Source organism: Ensifer sp. LC384 (assembly GCF_001695865.1).
Classification (GTDB): domain Bacteria; phylum Pseudomonadota; class Alphaproteobacteria; order Rhizobiales; family Rhizobiaceae; genus Ensifer.
In genome coordinates this window covers 131,447-154,001 of sequence record NZ_MBST01000002.1, presented here as the reverse complement: position 1 = coordinate 154,001, position 22,555 = coordinate 131,447, and the positions used below count along the sequence as shown (strand labels likewise).

Annotated in this window: 19 protein-coding genes; 11 read left to right on the top strand and 8 right to left on the bottom strand. The window is 62.7% G+C overall.

The features are described from left to right. Nucleotides 1–37 precede the first annotated feature (37 nt). Nucleotides 38–292 (top strand): hypothetical protein, encoded by a 255-nt coding sequence (locus BC363_RS35770; protein WP_053251358.1) that lies wholly within the window; start codon nucleotides 38–40, stop codon nucleotides 290–292. Between the two features lie 145 nt (nucleotides 293–437). Here BC363_RS35770 and BC363_RS03920 read toward each other — a convergent pair whose 3' ends face one another. The 6 genes from BC363_RS03920 to BC363_RS03900 all read right to left on the bottom strand — a co-directional run bounded on the left by BC363_RS03920 (nucleotide 438) and on the right by BC363_RS03900 (nucleotide 8,826). Then, nucleotides 438–1,058 carry a pentapeptide repeat-containing protein gene (locus BC363_RS03920; protein WP_065786093.1) on the bottom strand — a complete coding sequence of 207 codons (621 nt, stop codon included), beginning with the start codon at nucleotides 1,056–1,058 and terminating at the stop codon, nucleotides 438–440. A gap of 143 nt (nucleotides 1,059–1,201) precedes the next feature. After that, entirely contained in the window at nucleotides 1,202–3,601 is a 2,400-nt protein-coding gene (locus BC363_RS03915) for a phosphoketolase family protein (protein WP_065786094.1), read from the bottom strand. A gap of 69 nt (nucleotides 3,602–3,670) precedes the next feature. Beyond that, nucleotides 3,671–3,817, bottom strand: coding sequence for a hypothetical protein (locus tag BC363_RS34130; RefSeq protein WP_274533937.1), 147 nt, complete (start codon nucleotides 3,815–3,817; stop codon nucleotides 3,671–3,673). Nucleotides 3,818–3,854: 37 nt separating this feature from the next. Continuing rightward, entirely contained in the window at nucleotides 3,855–4,967 is a 1,113-nt protein-coding gene (locus tag BC363_RS03910; RefSeq protein ID WP_065786095.1) for an ABC transporter permease, read from the bottom strand. A 2-nt stretch (nucleotides 4,968–4,969) separates the two neighbouring features. Continuing rightward, nucleotides 4,970–7,756: a ribosome-associated ATPase/putative transporter RbbA gene (gene rbbA / locus BC363_RS03905; RefSeq protein WP_065786096.1), complete on the bottom strand. Its 2,787-nt coding sequence runs from the start codon at nucleotides 7,754–7,756 to the stop codon at nucleotides 4,970–4,972. Continuing rightward, entirely contained in the window at nucleotides 7,756–8,826 is a 1,071-nt protein-coding gene (locus BC363_RS03900; RefSeq protein WP_065786097.1) for an HlyD family efflux transporter periplasmic adaptor subunit, read from the bottom strand. The genes rbbA and BC363_RS03900 overlap by 1 nt, the downstream gene beginning before the upstream one ends. Before the next feature lie 300 nt (nucleotides 8,827–9,126). On the opposite strand from BC363_RS03900, the gene BC363_RS03895 reads away from it, so the two are divergent. From BC363_RS03895 to BC363_RS03850, 10 genes are all read left to right on the top strand, one after another. Continuing rightward, nucleotides 9,127–10,605: a sugar ABC transporter ATP-binding protein gene (locus BC363_RS03895; RefSeq protein WP_065786220.1), complete on the top strand. Its 1,479-nt coding sequence runs from the start codon at nucleotides 9,127–9,129 to the stop codon at nucleotides 10,603–10,605. Between the two features lie 58 nt (nucleotides 10,606–10,663). Next, the gene (locus BC363_RS03890; RefSeq protein WP_065786098.1) at nucleotides 10,664–11,668 is read left to right on the top strand and encodes a sugar ABC transporter permease; all 1,005 of its coding nucleotides are present in this window, start codon (nucleotides 10,664–10,666) and stop codon (nucleotides 11,666–11,668) included. A 105-nt stretch (nucleotides 11,669–11,773) separates the two neighbouring features. Continuing rightward, nucleotides 11,774–12,760, top strand: coding sequence for a substrate-binding domain-containing protein (locus BC363_RS03885; RefSeq protein ID WP_065786099.1), 987 nt, complete (start codon nucleotides 11,774–11,776; stop codon nucleotides 12,758–12,760). Between the two features lie 60 nt (nucleotides 12,761–12,820). Continuing rightward, nucleotides 12,821–13,594 carry an SDR family oxidoreductase gene (locus BC363_RS03880; protein ID WP_065786100.1) on the top strand — a complete coding sequence of 258 codons (774 nt, stop codon included), beginning with the start codon at nucleotides 12,821–12,823 and terminating at the stop codon, nucleotides 13,592–13,594. Nucleotides 13,595–13,623: 29 nt separating this feature from the next. After that, nucleotides 13,624–14,616, top strand: coding sequence for a dihydroxyacetone kinase subunit DhaK (locus tag BC363_RS03875; RefSeq protein ID WP_065786101.1), 993 nt, complete (start codon nucleotides 13,624–13,626; stop codon nucleotides 14,614–14,616). 15 nt (nucleotides 14,617–14,631) lie between these two features. Next, nucleotides 14,632–15,273 (top strand): dihydroxyacetone kinase subunit DhaL, encoded by a 642-nt coding sequence (dhaL, locus tag BC363_RS03870; protein ID WP_065786102.1) that lies wholly within the window; start codon nucleotides 14,632–14,634, stop codon nucleotides 15,271–15,273. A 385-nt stretch (nucleotides 15,274–15,658) separates the two neighbouring features. Then, a complete protein-coding gene (locus BC363_RS33225) occupies nucleotides 15,659–17,746 on the top strand; it encodes a bifunctional sugar-binding transcriptional regulator/dihydroxyacetone kinase subunit DhaK (protein ID WP_083223687.1) in 2,088 nt (695 codons plus the stop codon). Nucleotides 17,747–17,801: 55 nt separating this feature from the next. Beyond that, entirely contained in the window at nucleotides 17,802–18,449 is a 648-nt protein-coding gene (dhaL, locus tag BC363_RS03860; protein ID WP_065786103.1) for a dihydroxyacetone kinase subunit DhaL, read from the top strand. A gap of 222 nt (nucleotides 18,450–18,671) precedes the next feature. Further along, nucleotides 18,672–19,733, top strand: a complete 1,062-nt coding sequence (locus tag BC363_RS03855) for a murein L,D-transpeptidase family protein (RefSeq protein ID WP_244512779.1) — start codon at nucleotides 18,672–18,674, stop codon at nucleotides 19,731–19,733. Nucleotides 19,734–19,811: 78 nt separating this feature from the next. Further along, nucleotides 19,812–20,594, top strand: a complete 783-nt coding sequence (locus tag BC363_RS03850) for a L,D-transpeptidase (RefSeq protein WP_065786104.1) — start codon at nucleotides 19,812–19,814, stop codon at nucleotides 20,592–20,594. 54 nt (nucleotides 20,595–20,648) lie between these two features. On the opposite strand, the gene BC363_RS03845 is transcribed toward BC363_RS03850, so the two are convergent. Both BC363_RS03845 and recX read right to left on the bottom strand, forming a co-directional pair. Next, the gene (locus tag BC363_RS03845) at nucleotides 20,649–21,383 is read right to left on the bottom strand and encodes a L,D-transpeptidase (RefSeq protein ID WP_065786105.1); all 735 of its coding nucleotides are present in this window, start codon (nucleotides 21,381–21,383) and stop codon (nucleotides 20,649–20,651) included. A gap of 323 nt (nucleotides 21,384–21,706) precedes the next feature. Beyond that, nucleotides 21,707–22,306, bottom strand: coding sequence for a recombination regulator RecX (gene recX, locus BC363_RS03840; RefSeq protein WP_274533934.1), 600 nt, complete (start codon nucleotides 22,304–22,306; stop codon nucleotides 21,707–21,709). Between the last annotated feature and the right edge of the window lie 249 nt (nucleotides 22,307–22,555).

The following is a 22,555-nucleotide window of genomic DNA, read 5'->3' as shown; positions in this document are numbered from 1 at the left end:
TATAGTTCGGGTCCCGAGTTGATTTTGGATTGGGACAATCGTGTCGAGAGATCGTTATTCGAGAAAACTGGAATGCTCGAAATGTGGGGCGTCCGGCTTTGCCGAGGCCTCGGAAAACGACGATCCGAAAAGCAGGACCCGTGGTTTCCTCATCGATCATATGCCAACCGGCTTTTCAACGGAGCGCCCGTCGAGCGACCCTTCCAAACACATGATGCGGTGCCGCTGCGGCAATATCTTCGCCTTCAAGCAGAAGACGGTCTATGCGCCGAGCGGCGAACCGCGAAATTAAACGCGTTCGCTGCCTGCACCCGCAGGTATCGCAGAAAAGCAATCTACAGCGTTTCCTGCCCAAACGGAGTCGCTGAAACGCTCTATCTCCTTGTTTCCAAGCATTTCCTGACGGAAGCCTGCTCCGCACCTTTCCTGGAATTGCTCTAAGACGCCCGGACCACCAGGCCCATGGCCTCACAGATCATCACCGACTGCTCGATCGTGATGACGGCGCGCTTCAGCGTCACCGTTTCAGGGTCGATTGAACTTATATCGCTGCCGCGCAGATCACATCCGCTGAAATTGGCACTGTGAAGCCAGGCACCCGACAGGTCGAGCCCATTCATGGTTCCGCCCTCGCACCGCGCGCCGGTGAGGTCGGCCTCGCGCATGACCGTGTCGGCAAAAACGGCGCTGCGAAGGTCCGCGCCCGGCAATCCGACGAAGGACCAGTTCCCACCCTTGACCCTCGTCGCGTCGAACTTGCAACCGTCAAACATGCTGCCGACGAATTTGCAGTCGTTGAAGATGACGTCGTAGAAATTGCAGCCGACAAAGGTGCAGTTGATGAAGGCGCTGCCCTCATGGCGCGAGCAATTGAACTTGGCGCGGCGGAAGGTGCATTCCTTGAAGACGGCCCCGGCGCTCGTTGCCTCGGTCATATCAAGATCCGAGAAAAGCGTACGGCTGTGGTTGCGGTCGGAGATATCCAGGCCGTACCAGTCTGCACCCGCAACAGTGGTCTCCGTTGCGGGGGCTGCTTCTCCGTGTTTGCGTTCGGCCATCTTCCCCCGCCCTTCCCAAATTCAAGCGTTGTCACCGCGCACGATTGCGGCCATTGCATCAACCTTGACTGCCGTTGCCGGTCTATTGCTGTAGAGCACTCCGTCAGCGCCTTCAACGGCCTGCACCAACCACGCCGCGAAGATTAGCCCGGCCAGCGCCAATCCTGGATTTCAGGCATGTCCTCGCCATATTCGCGGACATAACGATGGTGTTCGTCGAGCTTGGCGTGAAGCTCGGCGACAACGCCGGCCGCCTTTTCCGCAAGCCCCGGAACCCGGGCGATCGCTTCCAGCGCCAGATGAAAACGATCGAGTTCGTTAAGCACCGTCATGTCGAAAGGCGTGGTGGTCGTGCCCTCCTCGATGAAGCCGCGCACGTGGAAGTTCTCGTGGTTGGTGCGCCTATAGGTGAGCCGGTGGATCAGGTACGGATAGCCGTGATAGGCGAAGATCACCGGCCGATCGGTTGTGAAGATCCGGTCGAACGCCTCGTCCGACAGGCCATGCGGATGCTGGTCTCTGGATTGCAGCGCCATCAGATCGACGACATTGACAACGCGGACCTTCAGCGCCGGGATCTTCCGGCGGAGAGAATCGACGGCCGCGAGCGTTTCCATGGTCGGCACATCGCCGGCACAGGCCATCACCACGTCAGGTGCCACCGCGCCGTCTTCGTTTCCGGCCCATTTCCAGATGCCGATGCCGGCCTCGCAGTGCCTGATCGCCTCGTCCATCGTCAGCCATTGCGGCTCGGGCTGCTTGCCCGCGACGATGACGTTGATGCGGTTGTAGGTCTTGAGGCAATGGTCGCCGGTCCACAGCAATGTGTTGGCGTCCGGCGGCAGATAGATGCGCACCACATCGGCCTTCTTGTTGGCGACGAGGTCGACGAAGCCCGGATCCTGGTGGCTGAAGCCGTTGTGGTCCTGGCGCCAGACGTGCGACGTCAGGAGGTAGTTGAGCGACGCAATCGGCTTTCGCCATTCGAGTTCGCGCGACACCTTCAGCCATTTTGCATGCTGGTTGAACATCGAGTCGACGATGTGGATAAAGGCCTCGTAGCAGGAGAAGAAGCCGTGGCGGCCGGTAAGAAGATAACCTTCGAGCCAGCCCTGGCACAGATGTTCGCTGAGAACCTCCATCACCCGTCCGTCGCGCGACAGGTGCACGTCGTAGGGCTCGATCTCCTCCATCCACACCCGGTCGGTCACTTCGAACACACTGCCGAGCCGGTTCGATTCGGTTTCGTCCGGACCGAAGATGCGGAAGTTGCGGTTCTCGGCATTGAGCGTCAGCACGTCCCTGAGGTAGCGTCCGAGCATCTCGGTCGATTGCACCATCAACTGGCCGCGGGCGGCGGGGTCGACAGCCACCGCATGGTCGGCGATCTCAGGCACGGCGAGCTTGCGGCGCAAGAGACCGCCATTGGCATGCGGGTTTGCGCCCATCCGGCGCCTGGCCGTTGGCGCCAGAGCCCGCAGTTCCTCTTTCAGGCGCCCGTCCCGGTCGAACAGGTCTTCGGGATCGTAGCTGCGCATCCAGTCTTCGAGGATCTTGCGGTGGCCCTCGTCACCCCGGCAATTCGACACCGGCACCTGATGCGAACGCCAGAAACCCTCGACCTTCTTGCCGTCGACTTCCTTTGGACCTGTCCAGCCCTTGGGGCTTCGAAGCACGATCATCGGCCAGCGTGGGCATCGGCCGGGATCGGCCCGGCCCTGGCGAGCGTCATCCTGAATCGTGCGGATGCGGGCGAAGACGGCATCGAAGGTCGCCGCCATCTGCTGATGCATGTCGGCCGGATCGTGGCCGACGACGAAAAACGGCTCGTAGCCGTAGCCGCTGAACAGCTGCCGCAGGTCCTCGTCGCTGGCGCGGCCCATGATCGTCGGGTTGGCGATCTTGTAGCCGTTGAGGTGAAGGATCGGCAGCACCGCGCCGTCGCGCGCCGGGTTGAGGAATTTGTTCGAATGCCAGCTGGCGGCGATCGGGCCGGTTTCGGCCTCGCCGTCGCCGACCACGCAGGCGACGACGAGGTCCGGATTGTCGAAGGCAGCGCCATAGGCATGCACCAGGGCATAACCGAGCTCGCCGCCCTCATGGATCGAACCCGGCGTTTCCGGCGCCACGTGGCTCGGAATGCCGCCGGGGAAGGAAAACTGCCGGAAAAGCTTGCGCATGCCCTCCGCACTCTCGGCGATATCAGGGTAGACCTCGCTATAGATGCCTTCGAGATAGGTATTGGCGACCATGCCCGGACCGCCATGGCCCGGTCCGCAGACATAGATCATGTCGAGATCGGCCTTGCGGATCATGCGGTTGAGATGGGCGTAGATGAAGTTGAGGCCCGGCGTCGTGCCCCAATGCCCAAGCAGCCGCGGCTTGATGTGCTCGGCCTTGAGCGGCTCGCGCAAGAGCGGATTGTCGAGCAGGTAGATCTGCCCGACCGACAGATAGTTGGCGGCCCGCCAATAGCGGTCGATGAGGGCGAGTTCGCCGGCGTCGAGCGCCTGTGCACCGGATTTCTGGATCGTCTTTTCCATAAGTCTGCTCCCGTTTCGACCGGATGGCGTTCAAACTAGTGCGACCGGATGTGCCGGCCATGCGCTGGATCAATTGCTTGAAAGAATGGCAAGCGCCTCCTTGGCGATGATCTGTTCCTCGTCCGTGGGAATGACGTACGCCCTGATACGGCTTCGCTCGGCGCTGATGACGCTGGCGTTCACGCCATTTTCCTGCCCGTCGATTTCGAGCCCCAGCCATGTCAGCCACGGCGACCGCGCCGTGGCGCATGGGCTATTTCAGGAACGCCCGGAAACGGCGCATGGCGAAGGCAAAGAGAATGGCGCCGATCACCAGCAAGGCAAGAAGCTGCGGCCAGACCACGTCCAACCCCGCATCGCGGAAAAGAACCGCCTGCGCCAGAATGACAAAATGGGTGTTTGGCGCCGCCAGCATGATGTTCTGGATGATTTCGGGCATGCTTTCGCGCGGCGTCATGCCGCCGGACAAAGCCTGCAACGGCAGAAGCACGAGCATCAGCAGCAGGCCGAACTGCGGCATCGAGCCGGCGATCGTCGCAAGCAGGATGCCCATCGACGTCGTTGCGAACAGTTGCAAGGCCGTCGCCAGCAGGAACAGCGCAAACGAGCCCTGCACCGGCACCGCCAGCACCCCCTTGACGACGAAGACGAGCGAAACCGCCGAGGCGAGCAGCACCACCAGCCCCATCGACCAGACCTTGCTGACCATGATTTCGAACGGGGTCACGGGCATGACCAGCAGGTGCTCCACCGTTCCATGCTCGCGCTCGCGGATGAGGGCCGCCCCGGTCAGGACGATCGACAGGATGGTGATATTGGTGATGACGTTCATCACCGCGCCGAACCAGCCCTTGTTCAGTTCGGCATTGAACCTTGCCCGCAGGACGAGGTCGACCGGCAACTTCTGTTCGCTGCGATGGCGATCGAGGAAGCCCGAGACCTCGCCGGTGACGATCTGCTGGATATAGCCGTTGCCGGAGAAGGCCTGGCTCATGCGCGTCGCATCGACATTGAGCTGGATTGTCGGCGAGCGTCCGGCCAGCAGATCCGTCTGGAAGTTCGGCGGAATGTCGAGCGCGAAGGTGTCGAGACCTTGATCCATCCGCCGGTCCATTTCCGCCGGCGTGATCATCTGCGGGGGCACGAAGTAAGGCGGATAGAAAGCCGTGGAAATCCGCGTCGAAACCGGCGAGCGATCCTCGTCGACGATGGCGACCGCGGCGCGGTTGAGCGTTTCCGGCATCGCCGTCGAGCCGGTATAGACCGACAGCGTGAAGGAATAGACGATCAGGATCAACAGGATCGGATCGCGCCAGAGCCCCCATAGTTCCTTGATGCCAAGACGGTAGATATGGGACAGGCGCATCGTCACCTCGCCTGCTTCTTGAGGGACAGGGTGCCGATGGCAAGCAGCACCGGCACCGCGATCAGCATCGGCACGAAGGCGCCGGCAAGATCGCCGAAGCCGAGCGCCTTGGAGAAGGTGCCGCGAGCGATCGTCATGAAATGCGTCGTCGGGTAGATCTGGCCGATGAATGCGCCTGCCCCTTCAAGCGACGAGACCGGATCGATCATGCCGGAATACTGGATTGCCGGAATGAGCGTCAGGATCGCCGTGCCGAAGATCGCGGCTATCTGGCTCGACATGAAGGTGGAGATCACCAGCCCCATCGCCGTTGCCGCCGAGACATAGATCAGTCCAGCGATCGTCCAGGTCAGGAGGCTGCCGGTAAACGGCACGCGGAAGATGAAGATCGCGAACGCCGTCAGCAACACGAAATTGAGCATCGCCAAGGCGATGTAGGGGATCTGCTTGCCGACCAGGAATTCCAGCCGCGTCACTGGCGAAACATAGAGATTGACGATCGACCCCAGTTCCTTCTCGCGCACGACGCTGAGCGCCGACAGCATGGCCGGGATCAGCATCAGCAAGAGCGGGATGACCGCAGGAACCATGGCGACGATGCTCTTGACATCAGGGTTGTAGCGGAAGCGCGTCTCGATCTTGAAGCTGCCGGTGGTTGCGGCGGCCCCGTAGCGTTCGCGGATCTTGCCGGTCAGCCAATGGGCGTGCAGCCCCTGCACGTAGCCCTTGACCGTTTCGGCCCGGCTCGCCATCGCGCCATCGATCCAGGCGGCGATTTCGACCGTGTCGCCACGGGCCGCATCCCGGGCAAAACCCGGCGGGATCTCGATCGCCAGGCTGAGTTCGCCGTTGCGCATGCGTCGGTCGAGGTCGGCATAATCGGTGATCGGGTGTTTCTCGATGAAGTAGCGCGAGCCGGCGATCTCGAGAATGTATTCGCGGCTGGTCGTCGTCTGATCATGATCGAGCACCGCGAAGGTCAGGTCCTCGACATCCATGTTGATGCCGTAGCCGATGACGAACATCAGGATCACGGTGCCGATGGTGGCAAGCGTCGCGCGGATAGGATCCCGGACCAGCTCCAGCGCCTCGCGGCGAGTGTAGCTGAACATGCGACCGATATCGAAAAATCCTGACTTCGAGGACTGCCTCGTCCCGGCCTGTCGCTCGGCTACCGGCTCCAACGGGGCTTTGGCTCGCACCACGGCAGGCGCCGCCTGCTTCGCTCCGGCAATCGCCTCTTCCAGATAGGCGATGAAGGCTTCTTCCAGTGTCGATGCGGAACGGCTCTTCATAATGCCGGCGGGCGTATCGCTGATGAGCACCTTGCCGGCATGCATCAGCGACATGCGATCGCAGCGCATCGCCTCGTTCATGAAGTGGGTGGAGATGAAGATCGTCACCTGCTCGTTGCGGGAGAGTTCGACGAGGATCTGCCAGAAACTGTCGCGCGCCACGGGATCGACGCCCGATGTCGGTTCATCGAGAATGAGGATGTCGGGCGAGTGGATCAGGGCCACAGCGAGCGACAGCCGCTGGCGCACGCCGAGCGGCAACGAGTCCGGCAAGGCCTCCATCACGCCGGACAGGTCGAAGCGCTCCGCCAGTTCCTCGATTCGATCAGGGATCGTATCCGCCGCCATGCCGAAGAGCTTGGCATGCAGCTCGAGGTTCTGCAGAACCGTCAGCTCCGTATAGAGCGAGAAGGCCTGCGACATGTAACCGACGCGATGGCGCACCTCCATATCGCGCGGGTCGACCTCGCGCCCGAAGAGTTTTGCCGTGCCTTCGCTGGCGGCAAGCAGGCCCGTCAGCATCTTCATCGTCGTCGTCTTGCCGCAGCCGTTGGAACCGAGGAAGCCAAAGATCTCGCCGCGACCGATGCGGAAGCTGACATTGTCGACCGCGACGAAATCGCCGAAGCGCATGGTGAGATTGTTCGCCTCGATGGCGATATCGCCGCTTGCACCTTCCGGACGCGGCGGGATGACGACGTCGTGGTGTTCGCGCCGCAACTCTTCGGGGAGCAAGGCGATGAAGGCGGCATCGAGCGTGTCGACGCCGGTCTTTTCAAGCAGTTCGTCGGGCGTGCCCGTTGCCAGCACCCGGCCCGCGTCCATTGCGACCAACCAGTCGAAACGTGCCGCCTCTTCCATGTAAGCAGTCGCGACGATGACGCTCATGCCCGGCCGCTCAGTGCGGATCTCGTCGATCAGCTCCCAGAACTGTCGGCGCGACAAAGGGTCCACGCCCGTGGTCGGTTCGTCGAGGATCAGGAGATCGGGATCATGGATCAGCGCGCAGCAAAGTCCGAGCTTCTGCTTCATGCCGCCGGAAAGCTTGCCCGCGGGACGTTCGGCAAAGGGGGCAAGGCCCGTGCTTTCGAGCAGGCTGGCGATCCGCCTTTCGCGCTCTTCACGATCATGGCCGAACAGGCGGCCGAAGAAGTCGACATTCTCGAACACCGAGAGCGTCGGATATAGGTTCTTGCCGAGGCCCTGCGGCATATAGGCAATGCGCGGGCAGGTTCGGCGCCGATGGCCGGCATCGGCGATGTCGCCGGCGAGCACCTCGACCCGTCCTGCCTGCACGGCGCGTGCGCCGGCGACAAGAGAGAGCAGGCTCGACTTTCCGACGCCGTCCGGCCCGATCAGGCCGGCCATGCAGCCGGACGGGATGTCGAGCGTCACGTCGTCCAGCCCCTTCGTCTTCCCATAGGAAAGGGTGACGGCATTCAGACGAACCACGGGCTCTGCCGGCGGCAAGCCGGCCCGGTCGGGACCGGTCATCACTGCACCAGCGTGCCGGTCTGGCTTGCCGGCCACTCCGCATTGGGATCGACCTTCACATAGGCAACGCCCGGAAGTCCCGTTTTCACCATGCGGATGTACTTCTTCAGCAGTTCCTTCGGGATCTGCGCCTTGATGCGGAACGTCAGCTTCTGCCGCTCTTCGGCGGTCTCGACGGTCTTCGGCGTGAACTGCGCGACATCGGCGACATAGGACACCTTGGCGGGAATGATGTATTGCGGCGCGGCATCGAGCACAAGGCGGACCTCGCTGCCGATCGACAGGCGGCCGGCCTGATCCGTCGGCAGGAAGAACGTCATGTAGACATCGCCGAGATCGACGAGATTGAGCACGCGGCCGCCGGCTGCCAGCACTTCGCCGGGCTGGACGACGCGATACTGGATGCGGCCGTCGCGCGGCGAGACCAGGGTGCTGTCGTTGATGTCGGCGACGATGCTTTCGACCGACGCCTTGGCCGCCTCGACCGAGGCTTCGGCGTCGACGACCTGGGATTTCGCCGAATTGATCGCCGCATTCGAAGCGGCGAGCGAGGCTTCGGCGGCGCTGGCGGCAGCCCTTGCGCCCTCGGCCGTCGCCCGGTCGTCGTCAAGCACCTGCTGCGAAACGGTGCTCGTCTTGACGAGCTGCTCCGATCGGGCGAGGCGCCGCTCGGCAGCGTCCAGTTGTGCCCGCCGCTGCGCCAGCACGGCGTCGGCCGCCGCCTTTTCCGCCTCGCGCTGGGTCACGAGATTCTTTGCCGCCTCGACGCCGATGATGGCGCGCTGCCGCTGTGCTTCGGCCTGGCGCCTATGGGCCTCCAGCTGCACGGTATCCATCTGCGCAAGCACCTGACCGGCGGTGACGAAGTCACCCTCGTCCACCCGGATCTCTTTGATTCTGCCCGGCGTTTTGGTCGAGATATCGATCTCGACGGCCTCGATGCGTCCGTTGCCGCTGGCGATCCCGGCGGGCAGCGCGTTGCGATCCATGTTCTGCCAGGCGTAGTAGCCGCCCGCGAGCGCCAGAACGACCAGACCGACCACGAGCCAATTCTTCCGGGCATTTTCCATTTCAGCGTCCCACCTTCAAATGCACACGACGACAATAGCCCGCAGCCATCAAAACACAACCGGGAATAGGCCGTGCGCCATGACCCGTCACCGCGGCGTAAACGGATCGTTAAGAGAGGCCCGAAGGACCAGGCCATTGCATTGACTCATGTCAATTCCCCTCAAACCCGCATCGGAACTTGACAAAAGCCGAAACAAAAAATCAAAAGTAAAATCTCAATGTTGACATATGTCGATCATTCTGTGATTTTTGTCGAAATCGACAGCGACAAAATCGCCATCGCAGCGTGGGAGGACACCATGCAACCGCTTTTGAAGGTTGAAGGACTGAAGAAATCATTCGGGGGCGTCGCCGCATTGCGCGATGGCCGCCTGGAACTTCAAGCCGGCTCCGTTCACGCGCTTTGCGGCGGCAATGGCGCGGGAAAATCGACGTTTCTGTCGATCCTGATGGGCATCCAGCAGCGCGACGGCGGCACGATCTGGCGCCGCAGCACGGAAGTGCACTACGGCAACCCCGCCGAAGCGCTCGCTTCCGGCATCGCCATCATCGAACAGGAACTGAGCCCCGTCCCGCATATGACGGTGGCAGAAAACATCTATCTCGGCCGCGAGCCGTCCGGGCGCTTCGGCGGCATCGACTTCAAGAAGATGAACCAGGATGCCCAGCAGCTCTTGGATCGGCTCGAATTCGGTATCCGCGCCACCCAGACGATGATGAACCTTTCGGTCGCGCAGATGCAGTTGGTCGAAATCGCCAAGGCCTTCAGCCACGAAGCCGAGGTCATCTTCATGGACGAGCCGACATCGGCCATCGGCGAGAAGGAAGCACAGCATCTGTTTGCCGCCGTCGCGCGCCTCAAGGCCGAAGGCAAGGGCGTCGTCTACGTCTCGCACCGGCTGTCGGAAATCTTCCAGATCGCCGACAGCTACACCGTCTTTCGCGATGGCGGCTATGTCGGCAGCGGCTTGCTCGCCGACATCGACCGCCCGGGCCTGATCAAGATGATCGTCGGACGCGAACTCGGCGAAGAGTATATCAAGACCAACGACCCGACCGACGAGATCGGCCTGGAGGTGTCGGGGCTGACGCTGCCGGGCAGGATCGAGGACATCTCGTTTTCGGTGCGCAAGGGCGAGATCTTCGGCATCTACGGGTTGATGGGCTCTGGCCGCACGGAAATCTTCAACTGCCTGTTCGGCCTCGACCGCCCGACGCAAGGCGACATCCGGCTCGAAGGCGAGCAGATCACTGTGACCAAGCCGGCCGACGCGATGGCAAGCGGCATCGCCTTCGTCACCGAAGACAGGAAAGTCACCGGCCTCAACCTCGCCGACAGCGTTCGCGGCAACATCTGCCTTGCGAGCCTTCCCGAGATGAGCCCGAGCTTCATCATGAAGCGACGGGACGAGGCCGCAGCCAGTGCCGAAATGATTGCCCGCTTCGGCATCAAGGCCGCGCGCGACACCATGCCGGTCTCGGGTCTCTCGGGCGGCAACCAGCAAAAGGTCGTGCTCGGCAAATGGTTCCTGCGCGAGCCAAGATTGCTGCTGCTCGACGAGCCGACCCGCGGCGTCGACGTCGGCGCCAAGCGTGAGATCTACCGTATCATCTGTGACTTCACCGCGTCCGGCGGCACCGTCGTCATGATCTCCTCGGAGATCGACGAGGTGCTTGGAATGTCCGATCGCATCCTCGTCATGCGTCAGGGAAAGTCCGCCGGCATCTACGACCGCCGAGCGACGGACGCCCAGTCGCTCGTCCATCTGTCGACCTGAACCACCCGCGAGATCGACGCCAAAGGCGATTGTCCGACATCAAAGGGGCTTGAGAACCGTGTCCAACATCGAAAACAAATTACCCAGAACCTGGTTCACCACGGAAAACCGTGGCGCGCTGATCCAGGAATACGGCATCTTTCTCGCCTTCCTGCTGCTGGCGTTCATCCTCTCACTCTCCAACGAGTATTTCCTGACGCCCGGCAACATCTCGAACGTGCTTCTGCAGACGTCGATCAACGGCGTGCTCGCGATCGGTATGACTTTCGTCATCCTGACGCGCGGCATCGATCTTTCCGTCGGCTCGGTCGTCGCCCTTGCCGGCATGGTCAGCGCCAGCTTCGCGACGACCTCGGCAACGGCCGGCATCGCCGGCGCGCCCTACCCCTTCTTCGTGGCGCTTTCGATCGGCATTCTCGTCGGGGTCGCCTGCGGCATCATCGTCGGCTTCATCGTCTCGCGCTTCTCGGTTCCGGCCTTCGTCGCCACGCTCGGCATGCTGTCTGCCGCCCGTGGCATGACGCTGATCTATGGCGGCGGCAAACCGGTGCCGGCGCTGACGCCGGAGTTCCGCTGGATCGGAACGGGCAGCATCCTCGGCATCCCGATGCCCGTCATCCTGCTTGCAATCGTCTTTCTGGCGTCCTGGTGGGTGCTGACCCGCACGCGCTTCGGCCGCTACATCTACGCCGTCGGCGGCAACCCGCATGCGGCCAAGACCTCCGGCATCAACGTCACCCGCATTCGCTTCCTCGTCTACGTCATCTCCGGCGGTCTCTCGGGCCTTGCAGGCATGATGCTTTCGGCCAGGACGGGATCTGCCCTGCCGCAGGCCGGCATCGCCTATGAACTCGACGCGATCGCCGCGGTCGTGATCGGCGGCACCAGCCTTTCGGGCGGCGTCGGCCGGGTCACGGGAACGCTGATCGGCGCACTGATCATCGGCGTAATGAACAACGGCCTCGATCTGATGGGCATCCAATCCTACTACCAGCAGGTCCTCAAAGGCGCGCTGATCGTCGGCGCCGTGATGCTCGACCAGAAACGCAATCAGGGTCTCTGACCCCAAGATCAGGGTCGCTGACCCCGAGGAATGGCCGCCTCGCGGCGGCCGTCAACCAATCCGTGCGCCATGAAGGCGGCGGAAACCACAAAATGGAGGAGTAGCATGCAGAAACTCGTGATCGCCCTGGCTTCCGCCACGGCCCTCTTCGCGTCGTCGGCCGTCGCGCAGGAAAAGCTCAAGATCGGTGCCGCGCCCTACGGCCTCAACGCCGAATTCATGCAGATCTGGTCGGCGGCCCTTGAGGAGCATCCCGCCGTCAAGAGCGGCGAAGTCGAACTGACCGTCTTTGACGGCCGCTACGATGCGCTGGTCCAGCAGGAACAGTTCAACACGATGATCACGCAGAAGTTCAACGCGATCATCTTCGTGCCGATCGACATCGAAGCCGGCGCAACCGCCGTTCAGGCCGCACATGATGCCGGGATCCCGGTTGTCGGTTCCAACACCCGCGTCAACTCCGACCTGCTGACTGCCTATGTCGGCTCCGACGATACCGTGTCCGGCTACATGGAAGCCAAGACCGTGCTCGACAAGATCGGCTGCAAGGGCAATGTCGTCATCATCGAGGGCCCGATCGGCCAGTCGGCGCAGATCTCCCGCCTCGAGGGCAACAAGAAGGCGCTTGCCGAGTGCCCTGACGTCAAGGTCCTTGAGCAGCAGACCGCCAACTGGTCACGTGCCGAAGCCCAGACCCTGATGGAAAACTGGCTGACGGCCCATGCCGGCCAGATCAACGGCGTCATCGGCCAGAACGACGAGATGGCGCTCGGCGCGATCGAAGCGATCAAGTCGGCCGGCCTCAAGGTCGACGACTTCGCCATTGCCGGTATCGACGGCGTGACCGATGCTCTGACGGCCGTCAAGGAAGGCACGATGACCTCGATCCTGCAGGATGCCCGCGCGCAGGCGCAGGGCGCGCTGGACATCGCGATCCTCCAGGCCAAGAAGGGTGACTACAAGCCGCAGTCCGACATCTGGGCCCAGTATCCTGACATGCCGTTCAACGACGGCAAGGACAAGGAATACAACGTCCCGTGGACCCCGGTCACGACCGAAAACGTCGACAAGCTGCTCGAAGCGCGAAAGTAACGCCAACATAGGCGGGGCGGCTTGCCCGCCCCGCTTTCAAACCGCCGAGGGAAACACGACATGACCGAGACCACACCCCAGATCGACCTCAATTTCCCACTGACGGGCAAGGTTGCCCTCGTCACCGGCGGCGCTTCCGGTATCGGAGCAGCGATTGCCAGCGCTTTTGCAGCCAAGGGCGCGAAAGTGGCCGTGCTCGACATCAACGAGGACGTCGCACGAGCGAAGGCCGAAGCTCTCGGGGGTGACGCAAAACCCTTCGTCTGCGACGTTTCGGATGCAGCCTCGGTCAATGCGGCCGTGTCGGGCGTCGTCGCCGCCTTCGGCGGCATCGACATCGCCGTCAACAGCGCCGGCGTCGTGTTCCTGGCGCCTGCGGAAGAGCTGTCGCTCGACTATTGGGACAAGACCATCGCCATCAATCTGAAGGGCAGCTTCCTCGTCACCCAGGCCGTCGGCCGGGCGATGATCGCCGCCGGCAAGGGCGGCAAGATCATCAACCTCGCCTCGCAGGCCGGCACCGTCGCGATAGAGGACCATGTCGCCTATTGCGCCTCGAAGTTCGGCGTCATCGGCATGTCGAAAACGTTTGCGGCCGAATGGGGCAAACACGGCATCTCCGTCAACACCATCTCGCCGACCATCGTTCTGACCGAACTCGGCAAGAAGGCCTGGAGCGGCGAAAAGGGCGAAGCCGCGAGGAAGCGCATCCCGGCCGGCCGTTTCGCCTATCCCGAGGAGATCGCGGCCGCCGCCGTGTTCCTGTCGTCGGCGGGAGCCGACATGATCAACGGCGCCGATCTTTTGATCGACGGCGGCTACACCATTCTCTGACGAAGCACGACCCATCTACAGGAGACACCATGCAAAGGTTCATCAACAATCCCGACGAGGTGGTCGAGGACACCGTCAAGGGCTTCGTCAAGGCTCACTCCGACATCGTGCGCCTGGCTGAAAATCCGCGCGTGGTCGTTGCCAGGGCGGCGCCGGTCGCCGGCAAGGTCGGCGTCGTCACCGGCGGCGGTTCCGGTCACGAGCCGGCCTTCATTGGCTACGCCGGCCGCAACATGCTGGACGCTGTCGCAGTCGGCGAGCTGTTCTCGTCGCCGACCGCCAAGAGCTTCCATGATGCCATCCGCGAAGCCGATGGCGGCAAGGGTGTCGTCTGCCTCTACGGCAACTATGCCGGCGACAACATGAACGTGAAGATGGCGATGAAGCTCGCCGCCAAGGACGGCATCGACGTTTTGACCGTCGTTGCCAATGACGACGTCTGCTCGGCACCGCCGGAGGAGCGCGAGAAGCGCCGGGGCGTGGCCGGCGAGATCTTCATGTGGAAGATCGGTGGCGCCAAGGCCGCCCAAGGCGCCAGCCTCGAGGACGTCCGCGCAACCGCGCAGAAAGCGATCGACAATTGCCGTTCGATCGGCGTCGGCCTTGGGCCCTGCACGCTTCCGGCGGTCGGCCATCCGAACTTCCAGATCGAGCCCGGCACGATGGAAGTCGGCATCGGTCACCACGGTGAACCGGGCGTGCGCGTCGAGGCGCTGAAGACCGCCGACGAGGTCGCCAAGGACATGTGCCAGATCGTACTCGACGATCACAACCTCGCTTCGGGAACCGAGGTCGCCGTGCTGGTATCGGGCCTCGGCGCCACGCCGCTCAACGAGCTCTATATACTGAACGACACGATCGGGAAGGAAATCACCGCTCGCGGTCTCCGTATCTACCGGACCTATATCGGCAACTACTTCACCTCGCTGGAGATGGTCGGCGCGACGCTGACCGTGCTGGCGCTCGACGACGAACTCAAGGCGCTCCTCGACGTCGAGGTTCGCTGCACCACCATCCTGTGATGAAAGAGGCGCATCATGCAGACGTTTAGCAATGCCAATGCCGGCGCGATCGTGCTGTCGCTCGCAGAGCGCATCATCGAGAACCGCGCCTACTTAAGCGAAATCGACGGCAAGATCGGCGACGGCGACCACGGCGTCAACATGGCCAAGGGCTTTGGCCTGGCGGCCGACCGGCTGAAGGGCAAGGAAACCACCCTTTCTGAGGCGCTGGACACGCTCGGCACCGTGCTGATGACCGAAATCGGCGGATCCATGGGCCCGCTCTACGGGGTGATGTTCACCGAGTTTGCCGAAAAGCTCGACGGCGTCCCCGCCATCGATGCAGCAGCCTATAGCCGTATGCTGCATGCCGGGCTCGAGGGTATCCAATCGATCGGCTCGGCCAAAGTCGGCGACAAGACGCTGATCGACAGCCTCGTTCCGGCCGTGGAAGCCTTTGATGGCGCGACCGCCAGTGGCAAGCCATTCGGCGAGGCGCTCGACGCGCTGGTCGCGGCAGCCGAAGCCGGACGCGACTCGACGCGCGATCTCGTCGCCAAGATCGGCCGCGCCAGCCGCCTCGGCGAGCGTTCGCTCGGCGTGCTCGACGCAGGCGCGACCTCCTGCGCGATCATCCTGAAAGAGCTTTCGCTCGGCGCGCGCGCGCGTCTGGCGTAAGCGGATACGAAAGCGACGGCACGGGGCCGTGCCTTCGCTACAGCGCCGCGCGTCTTTTAAGACGCGCCAAGGTCGCTGTAACACTTTGAATTGCTGCATAATTTTATCCTTAAATCGTTTCCGATTTAAGAAATTATGCATTAGGCATCGTCGCCTCCCAGGGCCGGTGCGATCCCGCTGGAAACAGCGGGGTCGCGGCCCGCGACGACAGGTATTTCAGCGCGTAAGGCCAGTCTGCCTGCGCAGGGGAATGCGCGGCATTCCAAATCTGCTGTATAAACTGTCGCTTCAACGGGGCCTGGCCGAAGTGGCGGCGCACTAAGGTTGCAAAAGCACGACGTTGCTTCCATGTTCACCATCCAAAACAGGGAACGAACGCAACCAGATGACATCGAAGACATCCTCACCACGCAAGGGCGGCGCGAGCAGGAGCAGCGCGACCGATATGTCGGATGCCATCCCCCTGCGCTATGGTGACGATCCCTATGTCTGGGCCTGCTGGCTCTACTACGAAGATGGCATGACCCAGGGCGAGATCGCCGATGCCATGGGCGTCTCGCGTGCGACTGTTAACAGCTACCTCGCCGAAGCGCGGGAAAAGGGCATCGTCAACATCTCGCTCGAACCGGCGCGGCTTGCGTCGCTGACCATCGCCCAGGAACTCAAGCGCCATTTTGGCCTGGCCGACTGTCTCGTCGTTCCGAGCGACGACAACGCCCGGCCGCTGATCGACCGGCTCGGCGTGGCCGGCGCAATGGCGCTGCAGAAGCTGGTGAAATCCGGCGACACGCTGGCGGTCTCATGGGGGCGAACCGTGATGTCCGTCGGCGAGCATGCGGATGTGCATGCGCTTCAGGATACCACCGTGGTGCAGGCGACCGGCGGCACCACGGCGGCATTCTCCTACACGCCGGAACTCTGCGCCGCTTCGATCGCCCGCGCGATTTCCGCGCGCTGTGTCGGCATCACCGCGCCGGCGATCGTCAAATCGCCGGAACTGCGCCAGATGCTGCTCGACGAGCCCCTGCTGCAGGAACAATTCGTCACGCTGGCGCAAGCCAATCGCATCCTCTTCGGCATTTCGTCGCTGCGCCCCAACTCGACTATCCATACCAGCGGCTTCTTCGAATCCGTCTCGCTGCAACATTATCTCGCCGCCGGCGCGGTCGGCGTCGTCGCCGGGCGCTTCATCGACGAGCGCGGCCGGCCCGTCGCGGGTCCGCTCGACGACAGGACCGTCGGTATTTCGCTCGATATGCTGCGCCGGATCGGCACGCGCATTGCAGTTGCCGGCGGCTTCGACAAGGTGCCGGCCCTGCTTGCGGCACTGCGCGGCGGATACGTCAACGTGTTGATCACCGACGCGGCGACCGGGCACGGCATTCTCAGGGCCGATGGCGTCACCGGCCTCGATACCCGGATCTCGCAGCGGCCGAAGCTTGCCCAGACGCCCAGCTCTTACCGCACCCACGTCAAGAAGTTCCTCAACAACCCCAACGAGGTTGTCGAGGAGATGCTCGACGGCGTCGTCAGGGCACATCGCGACTACATCGAGCCCATCAACGGTTCGCATCGCGCGCTTGTGGCCAAATCCGGGCCCCGTCCGGGCAAGGTCGGCCTCGTCATCGGCGGCGGCACCGGCCACGAACCCTGTTTCCTCGGCTATGTCGGCAAGGGGCTGGCCGACGCCGTGGCTGTCGGCAACATCTTCTCGTCGCCGCCGCCGGACCCGATCGTTCAATGTGCCGTCGCCGCATCGGGTGGTGAAGGCGTACTTTTCGTCTACGGAAACTATGCCGGCGACGTGATGAACTTCGAAATGGCGGCCGAGATCGCCGAGGAAAAGGGCATCAAGGTCCGCACCGTGCTGACCACGGACGATATCGCCTCCTCGCCGGTCGAGGACCGCGAGGGCCGGCGCGGCGTCGCCGGCAATTTCTTCATCTTCAAGATCGCAGGCGCCGCCTGCGATCGGGGCCTTTCGCTCGACGCCTGCGAGGCCGTCACGAGAAAGGCGAACCTTCGAACCTATACGGTCGGCGTTGCGCTCGAACCCTGCTCGATGCCGCAGACGCGGCGCCACAATTTCGAGATCGGCCCCGACGACATGGAAATCGGCATGGGCATCCACGGCGAACCCGGCGTGACGCGCGAGCGCATCAAGCCGGCCGACGAGATCACCGATACCATCATGGACAACATCTTCAAGGAGATGAAAGCGTCGGCCGGCGATCGCGTCGCCGTTCTCATCAATTCGTTCGGCGCGACGCCGCTGATGGAACTCTACATCCTTTACCGGCGCGTCGCTCAGCGCCTTGCCGCCAAGAACATCGAGATTGAAGCCAACTGGATCGGTCACTATTGCACCTCTCTCGACATGGTCGGTGCGTCGATCTCGATCCTCCATCTCGACCAGGAACTGACCGACCTGCTGCATCACCCTTGCGAAACGGCATTCCTGCGTATCAATTAGCATTCCGTCAGGAACCCGTCGGCAGATGGGCACCGGGCGTTCTGGGAGGACAATGATGTCGGAAAATGCGGCACGCCGCTTGGTCAGCATGTTTCAGGCGATTTCCGAGGCCGTTGAAGCCGAGAAGGATCATCTGTCGGAGCTTGACGGCGCCATCGGCGATGCCGACCACGGCACCACGATGTCGCTCGGTTTCCTGGCGGTCAAAGCCGAACTGGCAAAGCTCGACCTCGACCAGGCGCAGATCTCAGATGTCATGGCGACGGCGGCGGGCGCCTTTCTCAATGCCGTGGGCGCCTCGACCGGGCCACTCTATGCGACGGCCTTCCGCCGCGCCGCGCAGGCCGTTGCCGGCAAGGCGGAACTCGATCTCGCCACCTGCGCCGCCATCATCGACGCCATGGGTTCAGGAATGCGCGAGCGCGGCAAGGGACAACGCGGCGACAAGACGATGCTCGACGCCTGGCTTCCGGCAGCCGATGCCGCCGCGGCAGCCCTTGCCGAAAACAAGGAAGCAGATGGTTTCTGGCGCGACGTCGTCGCCTCGGCCGAGGCCGGCGCCAACGCGACGCGCTCGATGATCGCCACCAAGGGACGCGCCGCGCGGGTGCGCGAACGCTCGCTTGGACATGTCGATCCGGGAGCGGCTTCGTCCGTGGTGATCCTGCGCGCCATGGCGTCTTCGCTCAACAGGGCTGCCTAGCTAGCGCGCCGGCCAATTTCCGCAACCGCTTTCCGGCGAGTAACGCCCACGTGATGCCGCCGTTTGGACAAAATTTACCATCACATGCCAAGGCTGGTGAGCAGTGGGGATGTCCGGCGTTCAAGTTTTATTGAATTGCCGACAGACGAAAGCCAGCGGCGAGCGCTTGCAGCTAAAGCCGCGAGAGGTTTTATGGTCCGGTCGCCATTTCAAGGAGCCCGCATGCGGCGCATAACGAGACGTCTTCTTTCCCTGTCGCCCGCAAACGCCGGCGATTTCCTGGGCAGGACGAAACAGGCCCGACGCGCCGCGATTGCCCTGACGGCCGCCATCGCCCTTTCCGGCTGCATGTCGGCCTTCGACGACGTTCGTGCGCCGCCACCGATCCCGGCAAAGCTGATCGGCGCCATGGCCAAGAACGGCTCCAAACCGGAAAGCCCGGTGCTCGTTCGCATCTTCAAGCAGGAAAGCGAACTCGAGATCTGGAAACAGAACAAATCGGGTCAGTATGCGCTGCTCAAGACCTACCCGATGTGCCGCTGGTCGGGAAAGCTCGGGCCGAAGACAAAGGCGGGCGACCGCCAGGCGCCGGAAGGCTTCTATCATGTGTCTGCACGCATGCTTAACCCGAAGTCGCAATATTATCTGTCGTTCAATCTCGGCTATCCCAACCGGCTCGAATCGGCGCTCGGCTATACCGGCGAGGCGCTGATGGTGCACGGCGCCTGCTCGTCATCCGGCTGCTACGCCTTGACGGACCAGGGCGTCGGCGAAATCTATGCGGTAGTCCAGCGCGCGCTTGTCGGCGGTCAGGGACAGTTCCAGGTGCAGGCCTACCCGTTCCGCATGACGGCTGCGAACATGGCGAAGCACAGCAGCGACCCGAACTTCAATTTCTGGAAGAACATCAAACAGGGCTACGACATCTTCGAGGCGACGAAGCGCCAGCCGAAGGTTTCCGTCTGTGGCGGTCGATACGTCTTCAACACCGAATTCGCCGACGGCGAACCGACCGATCCGCTGGCCGCCTGCCCCGCGACCACCGCAACGCCGGACGCCGGGCTGATGGCCAGGCTGCAGACGGAGGATGCCAAGATCACCGGGCTGGTCGCCAATCAGACACCCGCCCCGATGAATGCCTATGTCGACGGCGGCATGCATCCAAGCTTCCGGGCGCTGCTCGAGAAAAACGGCGCGGAGAAGCTGGCCGCAAAGATCTCGGCAACTAAATACCCCATTAGCCGACCGGATGCGGCGCTGGCAGATCCCTATGCCGGCCTGTGATCGTTGGCGGCGGGAGATGAGCGGCAATCAATGCGTCATTCCCCGGTGGTCATCGAACACAGCCAATTGAGGTTCCCCATGCCGCAACGTGACGTCTGTCGCCGATCCTTCCTCAAGCTTTCCGCCGGCATGGCGGCGCTCGGATTGGCTGGGTGCGGCTCGACACGCGAACGGGTTTCGCAGCAATACGCCCCGGCGCCGGAACCGGTGCCGGCCGCCAATACCTTTCTTTCCGAGATGTACGGCGAACGGCCGGCGGAACTCTATCCCCTGCCTGCAATCCCCTACGAGAAGATCGACCCTCGCTACTACCGGCAGATGGTTGCTGATCCGACCGACGAGCAGCCAGGCACGCTGGTCGTCGATGTCGGCAACCATTTCCTCTATCGGGTCTATGAAAACGGCCAGGCGATGCGCTACGGCGTCGGTCTCGGCCGGGCGGGCTTCGCCTGGGCCGGCCGCGGCGTCATCCAGTACAAGCGGCAGTGGCCGCGTTGGAAACCACCGAACGAAATGGTCGCCCGCCAGCCGGAACTGCAGCAATACAGCATCGAGGCCGGCGGCATGGAGCCGGGGCTGAAAAACCCGCTCGGCGCCCGCGCCATGTACATCTTCCAGAACGGCGAAGACACGCTCTACCGCATCCACGGTTCGCCGGAATGGTGGACCATCGGCCAGTCCGTGTCATCCGGTTGCGTCCGCATGATCAACCAGGACGTCGTCGATCTCTATGATCGCGTGCCGAACGGCACGCCGATCGTGGTGACGGACCTGTCGGGCGGCGGAATGGCGGCACAGGCACCGGACAGTCTCTTGCCCGGCGAAGGCGGCATCCCCGGCGCAGCGCCGCCGGTTTATTAAGACGGGCCGCGCCGGCGTGGGAGCAGCGATCGCTCCCACGCTTGAGAGCCGGCCTCAGATGACGAGCAGCGGCGTCTTTCCCCGGACGCGATTGTAGAGATCAATCGCGTCCTGCTGCAGCATCCGCACGCACCCGGCCGAGGCGTTCTTGCCGATCGAGCGCCACTGCGGCGATCCATGGATGCGATAGAGCGTATCCTTGCCATCCTGGAAGATATACATCGCGCGGGCGCCAAGCGGATTGCCGAGGCCCGGATCCATGCCACCGGCCTCGATGCCATACTTCTTCAGGTGCGGCTGGCGCGCGACCATGTCGTCCGGCACCGTCCAACGTGGCCATTTGCGTTTCCAGTGTACGACGGCCCTGCCCTTCCAGGCGCGCCCCTGCGCGCCGAGGCCGACGCCGTAGCGGATCGCCTTGCCACCGGGCAGCACCCAATAGAGGAACATCTTCTGCGTATCGACGACGATCGAATAGGCCGGTTCGTTGGTCGCGTAGTCAACCTCCTGACGGAGGAATTCCGGCTTTATCGCGTCGAATTGCACCGCCGGAACATCATAGCCCTCGTCCTTTACCGGGCCGTAGATCTGGGCGTAATCGAGCTTCGGCGCGGGCTCGTCCTTGCGATCAAGCTCGATCGGCGCCTTCTCCGGTGGGGAGATGGTGCCCTTGTTGGCCTTGTCGGCGGCGTTCGCCTCGAGACCGGGCTTCGGGACCTGGGTGCAGGCGCTCAAAATGGAGCTGGCGACCACCGCAAGCAGTGATCGGCGGGACAATTGAAAAGACACTTTTTCTATTCCGGGTTGGGGACATGCGAGGAGAGAGTTGTGGCTGTTGGTCCAATTCGTGACCGAAATGTGGTGAAAGCCGATCTCTTTGGTGGATGATCCTCGCCAGCCGTTTGCCACCGCCGCGGTGTTGCATAATTCACTCGGTCAGATGCTGGCGGGAGACCATTTGGGTTCCGGAGGCCGGATGCCGAGACGGGAAGTCGCGCTCAGCCCGGCAGCCACATCTCGCCGTCCGTCTACAGCGCCGCGCGTCTTATCAGACGCGCGGCGCTGTAACACTTTGAATTGCTGCATGTTTTTATCCTTAGATCGGATAGGATTTAAGGAAACATGCAGTCAGTAACTGGATCCTTCCGCAGCACGCTTTCGGCCCGCCCCAAGCTCATGTCGAACACTTTTCTGCCGATATCGAAGCCGAAGCCGTTGCGGGCGAATGCGGACAGTTCCTTGGCCTTGCGCTTGTCGTCGAGCTCACCGCGGCGGAAGGGGCCGAAACCGCGCTTTCGGGCAAAGACGACCGCGGCGAACAGATCGTCGGTCGCCTCCAGCGCCACTGCGGCAGTTTCCCTGTCAATGCCCTTCGCCGAAAGCTTCTGGGCAATCGCCCGTTTCGATTTTCCGCTGCGCACCGCAGATTGCGTGCTGAGCTGCGCATAATCGGCGTCATTGAGCGCATTCAGGTCGTAGGCAAACTTGACCGCAAACTCGGCAACGGCCTTCAACTGCTCCTGGCTTATATCCTCGAACTTCTGTCGCGCTTTTCTGGTGATGGCGTCGAACAATTGCTTCTCCGTCATCATCTGACGCTCGAGGCGATAGACCGCCGAGTTGCGCGCCCAGGACAGCATGCGCGCGGTCGGCGTGTCGGAGGGCGGCGGGTCGGAAAGCGGATTATCGGCTTGCGGATCGTTTGATGTCACAGGTTGGGCGGGCTCGTTGAGGTGTGGTTGATGGGCGAGATTTCGCCCACAGAGATAGCCGCAATCACGCGACTTCGGTAGTCGTTGCAAAGCGGATTGATTGCCATACCGCCAGCCCCCGGCATTTCGCGAACGGAGACCGCTGGAGCACTTTAGTCATTGCCAAAGGGGCCTTTGCAATATGATCCCCGGCTGATATGTTCCTTTTTCGTTCCCCGTCGTGAATCGCTCATCTCGAGTGCGGGGATG